This is a genomic window from Stenotrophomonas sp. 2YAF22 (genome assembly GCF_052114665.1).
Lineage (GTDB): Bacteria > Pseudomonadota > Gammaproteobacteria > Xanthomonadales > Xanthomonadaceae > Stenotrophomonas > Stenotrophomonas indicatrix.
In genome coordinates, this window is record NZ_JBFRFE010000648.1 from 1 (window position 1) to 2,397 (window position 2,397).

Sequence of the window (2,397 nt, forward strand, 5' to 3'; positions counted from 1 at the left end):
TTGTCGACCAGTGCCTTGGAGAAGGCCTGGGTCTGCTCGTGCTCGCGGGTGAACTGGCCGCAGAACTCAAGCGCCTGCTGCACCATCTCGGTGGCCTTGCCATCGACGAACAGCGGCTGGCCTTCTTCGCCGCCACGGACGATGCGCGGGCTGTCTTCGTCGATGCCGAGCAGGAAGTCATTGTCCGCGCCGGTGTCGATGAAGATGAAGGGATGGCGGCGCAGGTAGGCCGGGATGTAGGTCTCGTCGTCCCACAGGCCATCGGTGATGAACAGGTTGTCGGTGGTCACGCCCACGGCGGCCATCGGCACCGCGCTCGGGCCTGCGAACAGGATCGGGAAGTGGTGCAGCGCCAGCGAGAATTCGCCCAGCACCAGCGGGATGGAGTTGCTGCTGGCAGCGAACTCGAGCTTGCCCGGCAGGATGCGCAGATCGGCGTGCAGGTCTGCCTGCAGCGGCACCGGGCGGGTGTAGAACAGGGGCGCGCTGCTCGGCGCAGCTTCGGTGGTGGTGTCGCTGGTGGTGGTCATCGTGGAAACCATGTCGATCATGCGCGCCTGYCATCCCGGGCGCGCCAGCGGGAACAACCTGAATCCCGCATTATCAACAAGGCAGGTGACAACGGCCACCCCGCCGCCGACTTATTTCAGCTGCAACGGGTAGCGCTGCCACAGTACGTGGACCAGGAAGCCGGCCAGTTCGGTGTCGCGCGCACTGACCGCTGCGCGGATCTTGTCCAGCAGGACCATGTCGCTGCAATGCCGCACATCGGCGTGGTTGGCCTGGCCAGCGCGCCGTGCCCGATAGCGTGCAGCCCGCTGTGCGTCGCTCATTGCGTACCCGAACTTGGGCGGCCGACCGCGTTTGCGCGGCAGGGTCAGCTCCAGGGTTCCGGGATCATTGTCATCACGCATGGGCAGGGTGCGGGCGGCGGCAAGCAACGGGGGGTGCGCAATTTATCGTGAGGCATCACTTTAATCCAGCTTTTTCTGCAGTTTTGTTGCAATGCAGTGCAAGTGCGTCGTGCACGACGGGCACACATCCACGCATGGCGTGGATAAGTCCCCCGCCAATACGTAAAAAGGGAGCCCGCGAACGGGCTCCCCTGCTCTTTCCTTACGAAGCACGCACGGGCTCGTAGCCATGCAGGTGCGATTCGCTGCTGGCGCGTCCCTGGCTCAGCGAACGCAGCGAAGTCGTGTAACCGACCAGTTGCGCCAGCGGCGCGAACCCGCTGACTTCGGCGCGACCGTCCTGGTCGTCGATGCGGGCAACGCGTCCATGGCGGCGATTCAGATCGCCCACCACGTCCCCCACCGAGGCCGACGGTGAATGCACCGTCACCGCCATTACCGGTTCCAGCAGCTGCGTACCGCTGGCCGCCAGCGCGGCCTTGATGCCCTCGCTGCCGGCCCGATGGAACGCCATCTCCGACGAATCCTTCGCGTGGGTCTGGCCATCCACCAGGCTGACTTCGATGCCGACTACCGGATGGCCCTGCGGGCCTTCCGACAACGCAGCACGAACTCCCTTCTCCACCGCAGCGATGAAGTTGCGCGGCACCACGCCACCGACGATGCGGTCATTGAACACAACCTCGCCGTCGTCGCGCGGCACCACATCCAGCACCACGTGCGCGAACTGGCCCTGGCCACCGGTCTGCTTGACCAGACGGCCCACGACGCCTTCAACGGCACGCTGCGGCGTCTCCTGGTAAGCCACGCGTGGCGCGCCAATGCCGATGTCCAGCTTCCATTCGCTGCGCAGGCGCTCGACCATCACTTCCAGGTGCAGCTCGCCCATGCCCCAGGCCAGGGTTTCACCGGTGTCGCGATCGGTTTCCACCCGGAACGAGGGATCTTCCTGGGCCAGGCTGGCCAGACCCTGCGCCAGCCGGATCAGGTCGGCCGCACGTGCAGGCTCCAGCCGCCATGCCAGCACCGGGGCCTGCGCCTGGATGCTCTCCAGAAGCAGCGGCTGCCCTCGCCCGCTCAGCGTTTCACCGCTGACCGCATCCTTCCAGCCCAGCACCGCCACGATGTCGCCAGCCACGGCCTGCCCGATGTCCTGGGTCTGGTCGGCCTGCACGCGCACCAGCCGGCTGATGCGACGCCCTTGCGGGTGCTGCGAGCTGGCCACGTTGTCGCCTACCTTCAAGGTGCCCGAGTACAGCCGCACGAAGCTCAACGCACCGTGCTGCTGGTGGGTGATCTTGAACAGCAGGCCAGCCAGCGGACCGTCCGGGTCCGGCGGCAGCAGGACGTCGCCGCCCTCGCCTTCGGCAGTGACCGCAGGACGATCCAGCGGCGACGGCAGGTAATCGACCACCGCATCCAGCAACGGTTCGATGCCCTTGTCCTTGAAGGCGGCGCCGGCCAGCACCGGCACGCCAGCACC

The 2,397-nt window shown here is 66.4% G+C and carries 3 protein-coding genes; all 3 read right to left on the reverse strand.

Annotation, left to right across the window (positions count from 1 at the left end):
- The coding region (locus AB4Y84_RS19440) for a SapC family protein (RefSeq protein ID WP_442250702.1) at window positions 1-530 on the reverse strand (530 nt) is incomplete at its 3' end.
- 111 nt (window positions 531-641) lie between these two features.
- Entirely contained in the window at window positions 642-914 is a 273-nt protein-coding gene (locus tag AB4Y84_RS19445) for a hypothetical protein (RefSeq protein WP_025877210.1), read from the reverse strand.
- A gap of 202 nt (window positions 915-1,116) precedes the next feature.
- Window positions 1,117-2,397: EF-Tu/IF-2/RF-3 family GTPase (locus AB4Y84_RS19450; protein WP_442250703.1), on the reverse strand; the 1,281-nt coding region annotated here is incomplete at its 5' end.